We start from the raw sequence: 7788 nt of genomic DNA on the forward strand, positions 1-7788 counted from the left end.
CTGATTCCTATGAAGGAAAGCTTTGAAATTGCAAAAACGACTGATTACAATGATGTTCGCTATACTGATGGACAAAATATTCGTTTTGGTTTGATGGCAACCAAAGTAGTTTTAGATCCTGATAAGGATTATGGAGACCTGCGAATCATTGATCTTTATGATCCAAATACCCTTAAAGTCGACTATAAAGATTTTGAGAGAAACCTTGCCTCTAATGAAAAAGGTATGAAATTCTTAAAGAGCTACGATGTCATTGAAAACTACCACAACTCTGGACGGACAGCTCTCATCATGCATTTGGACCAAAAAGAGTTTATTAAGGCTTCTCTGCAAGATCTTAACCGCGTGCGTCTACCGTTTATTGTGGCTGATCTGAAAGGGAAAGATGATGGTGGTACCTTCACAAATAAAGTATATGTCGCTGGAAACGGGATCCACGATCTTGAAAATGCCAACCCTGATCGGGTCACGGAAGACGTTTACGATCTGAACGGAAATGGTTCAACAACGGATAAAATTCCATATGCTCAATCAAACTATACGATTGTTGCGGCTGAAGGAATCTATGCACGCAAATATATCGCTAAAAATGATGACCTGTCAGACGCTTCGATTGTGACGCGTACCTTCAAACCTGGTGAAACCTTTAACTACAAACTCACCATTAAAAATAATACGGATAAGGCAGTAGAAGACGGAGTCGTCTATGATGTCCTACCAAAAGTAAAAGACGTTAACACACTAGACGGATCTGGTCGGATGACAGAATACACGGTCAGCCTTCGTGGACCAGTGACAGCTCCAGAAGGATGGACGGTCTACTATACAACTGATACAGGCGTTACGACAGATACCATGGCGCAAGCTGCTGACAAGGATATCTGGACGACAGCTGTGACTGATTACAGTCAAGTAACAGGAATCAAGTTAGTTGCAAATGCTGGTACTACGATTCCTGCGCGTGGAGAAGCAAGCTTTGGTGTCCCAGTCGTAAATCCAAGTGAATTAACCGATGAAGTCAAGGCTTTGATGCAAAAACGTACCAAAGACAACGAAGACAACGGCGGTCGTTCTGGTCTTGTTCAAGCTCATAACCAGTTTGGTTACAAGGCGAAAGGTCACGAAGGAAATCGTGAGTCTAATACCGTAACTGCACAAATCTTCTCGGCTGCTTTCCACGTCAAGAAGGTGGACAAGGATGATCCTAAGAAAGTCCTTGAAGGTGCTGAATTTACCTTAACTGATGCAAATGGCGCGGTTGTTGCGACGGCCACTTCTGATAAAAAAGGGGAACTTGCCTTTAACACCTTAACAGAAGGAACCTATACGCTAAAAGAAACCAAAGCACCTGCAAACTACAAGTTGGATGAAACAGAACATGCCGTGGTTGTCACCTATGATGCGGACAAACAAATCTACCACGTCACGGTGGATGGAAAAGCGGTTGGATCAAAAGCAGTCCCAGTTGAGATCGCTAATGAAGCAGATATCAAGTATATCGATCTTGAAGCTTCAAAAGTTTGGGATGACCAAGACAACCAAGATGGCCTTCGTCCAAAAACAATCAAGGTTCAATTGTATGCTGGTGATCAAAAGGTTGGTAAGGCTGTTGAATTGTCAGCAGATAACAAATGGACCCATACCTTCTCAAATCTAGACGAGAAGAAAGCTGGCCAAGTTATCAACTATACAGTCAAAGAAATTGATGTTCCAGAAGGCTACACGCAAGCCGTCGAAGCAACGAATCCAGGTCAAGTAGTCGTGACCAATACGCACGAACCAGAAAAGACCAAAGTAGAAGTGAGCAAGAAATGGGAAGATGGAGATGACCAAGATGGTCTCCGTCCAGCCAGCATTCAAGTTCAATTGTACAAAGATGGTCTTCCAACAGACCAAGTATTAGAACTTTCAGCTGCGAATGACTGGAAAGGTGCATTTGAAAACCTTGATGCCAAGGCAGCTGGAAAAGCAATTGCATATACAGTCAAAGAAGTAACTGTCCCAGATGGTTACAAAGTAACGGTAAATGATAAGGACAAGGCCAATGTTGTCTTGACCAATACGCATGAACCAGCTCTCACAGAGATGAAAGTCACGAAGAAATGGGAAGATGCCAACAACCAAGATGGTCTTCGTCCAAAATCGATTAAGGTTCAACTCTATGCTGGGGATGAAAAAGTAGGAGATCCAGTTGAATTGTCAGCGGACAATCAATGGACTCATACCTTTACCAAATTAGCTGAAAAGAAAGCTGGTCAAGCCATCAGCTACCGTGTGGAAGAAGTAGATGTTCCTAAAGACTACCAAGTCAGTGCTGATACTTCTGACGCTGCGCATACGATCTTGACCAATACCCATACGCCAGCAGTGATCGATATTCCAGTGACTAAGATCTGGAATGACCATGACAATCAAGATGGTCTTCGCCCAGATAGAATCGTGGTACATCTTCTTGCCAATGGCGATCCAGTTGCTCAAAAAGAATTGACCAATGCGACAGATTGGAAAGAGAACTTTACTGGTCTACCAAAATTCAAGGATGGTAAAGAAATCGTCTATACCCTTCAAGAAGAGAAGGTAGCTGAATATACGACTACAATTGATCAGGCTGCTTATACCATTACCAATACCCATGCACCTGGTAAGACAAGCGTCACGGTCACTAAGAAATGGGATGATGAGAATGACAAGGATGGAATTCGTCCGAAGAGTATTCGCGTTCAACTCTATGCCAATGATCAAAAAGTCGGTCAAGAAGTAGAATTGTCAGCTGAAAACAAGTGGACCCATACCTTTGCAGATTTAGATGAAAAAGCAAATGGAAACACCATCACTTATACAGTGAGAGAAGTCAGTGTTCCAAAGGGCTATGAAGCTCGTAACGACGAGGATGGTAAAGGAAATGTTGTGATTACTAACAAGCATGTTCCAAAAGAAACTCCAAAACAACCAACTCCTCCAAGTTCATCTGAACCGAAAAAGCCGGGTCAACCTGAGCCTAAAAAACCAAGCCAACCTGAGCCAAAAAAACCAGGCAAAATCTTAGGATTCTTACCAAATACGGGTACGACGATCTCCATTATTAGCCTTGTTTTAGCCTTTGTCTTGGCAAGCATTGCAGCTTATATTTTGAAAAAAAAGAAAAAATAAGCTAGTGCTTCCGTTATAAAATGAAACAAACACCAGAGATGGTGTTTGTTCATATTAAAGACAAAGTCATCTTAGAAACTTTCCATAGGTGAGTGCGGACGTCAGCGAACTTCGAAGAAGTTCCATGACTAATTATTGAGCCTAAGGTCTCAATAATTCCGAGTGCTAGAAACATTATTGTTTCTAGCACTTTTCTCACAGAGGAAAGTTTCAGAAGATGGTCGAATAACACTAATAAATAAAACTTTAAAGAAGTTATTAGATTTATATAAAAGAACAATTTTTCTCTGTTCACAACAAACACCAGAAATGGTGTTTGTTTTTTTATAGTAGCCTCTTTTAATCGTCTAGCGATCATTCTCATGGGCGCTTGCTCTATTTTTCAATTCCCGAACGTTTCCAAAAAAATTTCAGGAAATTCTTGACTTCTATGAAAATCGTAGTATGATTAGTTGTGAACTGTTGAACAATCATTTTCAAGAAAATCCCTGATGTCGACTAAGGGATCTGTGAAAGGAGAAGCGGTTCAAATCGAAAATCTATAGAGCGTTGCGTCCGAAAGTCTAAACAGACACGGCTCTTTAAAAACAAAAGGAGAAGATTATGAAAACAGAACCGATTCATCGTACCAGTATGTGGAAATTTAAGTTAAGTGCTGCCACCATGACTTTGATTCCCGCTGCCGTGGGGATTAACTATGTTGCCAAAGCCTTGGCGGAGGGGTTAAAGTTGCCCGTTTGGCTGGGGTCTTTGGGAACCTTTCTTGCCAGCATGTTGGCTGGGCCGGTTGCCGGTGCCATCAGTGGTTTCATCAACAACGTGATCTATGGGCTGACCTTATCGCCAATTTCAACCGTGTATGCGATTACCAGCATCGGAATTGGGATTGCTGTCGGAGTTTTGCACGCCAATGGGTGGTTCTCGTCAGCGCGACGAGTATTTGTTTCTGCTATTATTATTGCCATCGTTTCAGCTGCCATTTCAACGCCACTCAACGTCATCTTTTGGGGTGGTCAGACCGGTATCGCTTGGGGTGACTCATTGTTTGCGGTAATGGTCGCCAATCATGCACCAGTGTGGCTGGCCTCATTTACCGATGAGTTTGTCTTGGATATTTTGGATAAAGTCTGCGTGGCCTACCTGGCATTCTTCATCTATCGTCAGCTGCCGAAGCGGATGGTGCACTTCTTTAGCGGTGATAAATGATGACTGATCAAACATTGATTTCTGGAGCGCCACGGGTCAAGCTCAAGTGGTACCAGGTGATCGATCCGATTACTAAGCTCTTGTTCATCTTGGACATGACGTTGTTGAGCTTTGCCAGTATGAATTTATTGCTTCAGGCCGGATTAATTCTTGTCGCAACACTGCTATTGTTATTTTCCAAATTGAGTTCTACCATCTTTAAGGCGCTGGGATTCAGCTTGTTTCTGATTTGCACCATGCTGATCATCCAAGGATTATTTTACAGTCGGAATCAAACTGTGCTGTTTTCTGTGCTTGGGGTGTCGTTCTACAAAGAAGGCCTGATTTACGCCACCACTCTGGGTTGTCGAGTATTGGTGATTATTTTGACCAGTGGCTTTTTTATGGTGACCACGAGTATTTCAGAAAACGCGGCCTATTTGGAACTGTCCGGATTGTCTTATAAAACCGTCTACGTTCTGATGTCGGTGTGTTATATTTTGCCGGAAATGATGCGCAATATGCGGAAAATCCAGCAGGCACAAAAAGTTCGCGGAACCAATCCGCAAAAAACGTTGATTCAGAAATTAAAGTCAGTCCTGCCGGTTCTAATTCCATTGGTGATTAAGACCTTGGATCAATCGATGGCGCGGTCGATTTCTCTCCAACTGAGAGGTTTTGATAATCCCAACCGGACTGTCAGAACCTCCCAGCGCGTGTATCGCCTGTCGCGGACGCTGCACATTGGTCTGACTGGATTGGCAATTTTATTGATTGGGTGGAAGATATGGACGAAGATAAACGGATTGTAATTGAAAATTTGACCACCCGTTATCCGGGTACTGAGCAACCACAACTGCGTCAGATTAACGCGGAGGTTCATACCGGCCAGGTGGTTGGGATTATCGGGAATAGCCACTCCGGCAAATCGACTTTGTGCCGTGTGCTGGCAGGGGTCATTCCCAAAATGGTGTCTGCTGAGATTGAGGGCGACTGGCACATGTTTGGCCAGCGAGTGTCCGACAATTGGCCCGTTTATAATGCCATGAATGGAGTTGTACTGCAAAATCCAGCTGGCCAACTAAGCGGGTTGGCAGACACGGTTGCCGATGAAATCGCCTTTGACTTGATTAATCAGGGAATGGCTGAAGGACTGATTCAAAAACGGGTTGAAGAAGTTGCAACGCAAATGGGGCTGATTGAACAGCTGAATTTGCGTCCCGAAAGCCTTTCCGGTGGTCAGAGCCAGCGGTTGGCAATTGCCACGGCGATTGCGGCTAACCCGGCTGTTTTGATTATGGATGATCCGACCAGTCAGATGGATCCCCTTGGCCGCCGACAATTTTTCCAATGGCTGGCCCAAGTCAAAGAGACGACTGTCTTCATTGTCACCAGTGAAATTGACGATTTGTGCGAAGTCGCCGACGTTGTGTGGGTGCTGCACGAGGGTCAAATGGTAGCCCAGGGCAGGCCGGGTGAGGTGTTTAATCATTTGGAAGCTGACTGGCAGATTCCAGCCCCGACAATCCAGCAACTTGCTCAAAAAATGGATTGGCACTTGGCTGATGGCCGGTATCCGGTGAATGACGCTGAACTGAAGGAGGTTTGTTATGTCCACAATTGAACTGAACCACCTGACGTTCACTTATCCGGAACGGTCCTTTAGCTTGGATGTTGAAGACAAACTCTTCGCCGATCCGATGGTGGCGATTGTCGGCCAAAATGGTGCCGGCAAATCAACGCTCTTCAAATTGTTGACGGGCTTGCTGACACCACAAACCGGTGTGATTAAGATCGATGGAGAAAATTTTAATGATCTTAAACCAGTCGAAAAGTTACTGAAGGTTGGGATTACTTTTCAGAATCCTGACGATCAGCTTTTCAACCCGACCGTTCAACGAGAGGTGGAGTGGAGTGTCGCGCAGGTCATGGATGACCACGACACGATTACGAGGCGGGCTTTAGCGGCTCTAAAAAGAGTTGGCTTGGATGATAAAACAGCTGAAAGTCCATATGACCTGTCATTGTCGGAACGCAAGCTGTTGAGCGTTGCCACAGTTTTAGCAGTGGATCCGGCGATTTATTTATTTGATGAGCCGATGATGTCGCTTGATTGGGAAAGCCGGCGCAAGTTGACCGCAATTTTCCATCAGTTGGCTGATTCGGGCCACCAAGTTGTGACCATCACCCATGACATGGATTGGGTCGCCACCGAGTTTGAGTCGGTGTATGTTATGGAACACGGGAAGTTTGGCTTCGCCGGCAGTCCACGGGAATTATTCAGCGATCACGAACTTGTCCAGCGAGTAGGATTACTACCACCGCGGATTATGGACATAGCGGAGTCGCTGGGTGATTCACAGACATATTTATCGGTTAATGATTATTGCCAGAAAAATCGAGATGTATAGAAAAAGTTACCTCTGCGGGTTTTCCAGGTTGAAGGATTAACTTCAGCTTCTGGCAAGAACTCACGGTTCTTTTCTACCATTTGTCAAGTCTATCAAGGCTTTAAGTAAAAAAAGAGATAAGACAGTATCTATTCTGAGGTTACTGTCTTATTTTGGTTCTTTGTCAACTGTAGTGGGTGACGAAAAGCTAACATCTAGAGAGGACCTGATAGGTCTTCTCTTTTTGTATGTTCAGAGTGATGAAAACACGCTTCCTAAAGTTAATAAAGTTTCTAAAACCGAAGCCCAGACGTTTGATGTCTTTGATAAGCTTATTGGTGCCCTCCAATTTTGCATTTGAGTAATGTGTTTCTAGCGCATTTTTGATGTATGGTTTGTGTTTAAGGAAGGTCCTAAAGACAGTTTTGAAGTAGTGATTGACCTTGCCTATATTCTCCTCTATGAGTTCAAAAAACTCATCCACTCTTTTTTCTTGAAAGTGAAACAGCAACAGCTGATAGAGGTTATAATAATTAGCGAGTTCTTCTGAAAAGTCTAGTGTCTTCCTAACGACTTCATGTGGACTTAAGGTTTGAGCAAAGGTCTTCGAGTGAAATGATTTACAAGATAACTTACGGCTGTCCTTTTGGAAGAGTCGCCAGTGATTTTTCAAGGCTCGGTAGGGTAGTGACTTCTTATCAAACTGATTCATAATGGCAATTCTTGTCTTCAAAAAGGCTCGACCAAGGTGTTGGATGATGTGGAAACGATCAATAATGATTTCGGCGTTTTGGAAAAGTCTACGAGCTAGTGGGATATAGGCTCCTGACATATCCATTGTAATAAACTGCACTTTTTGGCGAACTTTCAATGGGTACTTCAAAAAGTGGTTTCGAATCGTGGTTTGACGGCGATTATCAAGGATGGTTATGAGTTTGTTGGTCTCATAGTTTTGCGCCACAAAAGCAAGTTCACCTTTCTTGAATCCAAACTCATCCCAGGACATAACAGCAGGGAGTTTGTCATAATGTTCCTTGAAAGTAAACTGGTCAAGTTTACGATA

At 43.7% G+C, this 7788-nt stretch carries 5 protein-coding genes and 1 pseudogene; 5 read left to right on the top strand and 1 reads right to left on the bottom strand.

Annotated features, from left to right (window positions below; genetic code table 11):
• Window positions 1-9: 9 nt before the first annotated feature.
• The 5 genes from M1G14_RS01440 to M1G14_RS01460 all read left to right on the top strand — a co-directional run bounded on the left by M1G14_RS01440 (window position 10) and on the right by M1G14_RS01460 (window position 6746).
• The gene (locus M1G14_RS01440; protein WP_247926162.1) at window positions 10-3150 is read left to right on the top strand and encodes a Cna B-type domain-containing protein; all 3141 of its coding nucleotides are present in this window, start codon (window positions 10-12) and stop codon (window positions 3148-3150) included.
• 603 nt (window positions 3151-3753) lie between these two features.
• Window positions 3754-4356, top strand: a complete 603-nt coding sequence (locus M1G14_RS01445) for a hypothetical protein (protein ID WP_023919079.1) — start codon at window positions 3754-3756, stop codon at window positions 4354-4356.
• Window positions 4356-5147 carry an energy-coupling factor transporter transmembrane component T gene (locus tag M1G14_RS01450; RefSeq protein ID WP_171963570.1) on the top strand — a complete coding sequence of 264 codons (792 nt, stop codon included), beginning with the start codon at window positions 4356-4358 and terminating at the stop codon, window positions 5145-5147. Before M1G14_RS01445 ends, M1G14_RS01450 begins: the two co-directional genes overlap by 1 nt.
• Window positions 5123-5959, top strand: a complete 837-nt coding sequence (locus tag M1G14_RS01455; protein WP_045759846.1) for an ABC transporter ATP-binding protein — start codon at window positions 5123-5125, stop codon at window positions 5957-5959. The genes M1G14_RS01450 and M1G14_RS01455 overlap by 25 nt, the downstream gene beginning before the upstream one ends.
• On the top strand, window positions 5946-6746 hold the full coding sequence (locus M1G14_RS01460) for an energy-coupling factor ABC transporter ATP-binding protein (RefSeq protein WP_155199861.1): 801 nt from the start codon (window positions 5946-5948) through the stop codon (window positions 6744-6746). Before M1G14_RS01455 ends, M1G14_RS01460 begins: the two co-directional genes overlap by 14 nt.
• Before the next feature lie 194 nt (window positions 6747-6940).
• Here M1G14_RS01460 and M1G14_RS01465 read toward each other — a convergent pair.
• A pseudogene (locus M1G14_RS01465) lies at window positions 6941-7788 on the bottom strand (ISL3-like element IS1193 family transposase); the annotation flags it as partial.

The sequence above is a fragment of the Streptococcus parasanguinis genome (assembly GCF_023109675.1).
Classification (GTDB): Bacteria; Bacillota; Bacilli; order Lactobacillales; family Streptococcaceae; genus Streptococcus; species Streptococcus parasanguinis_I.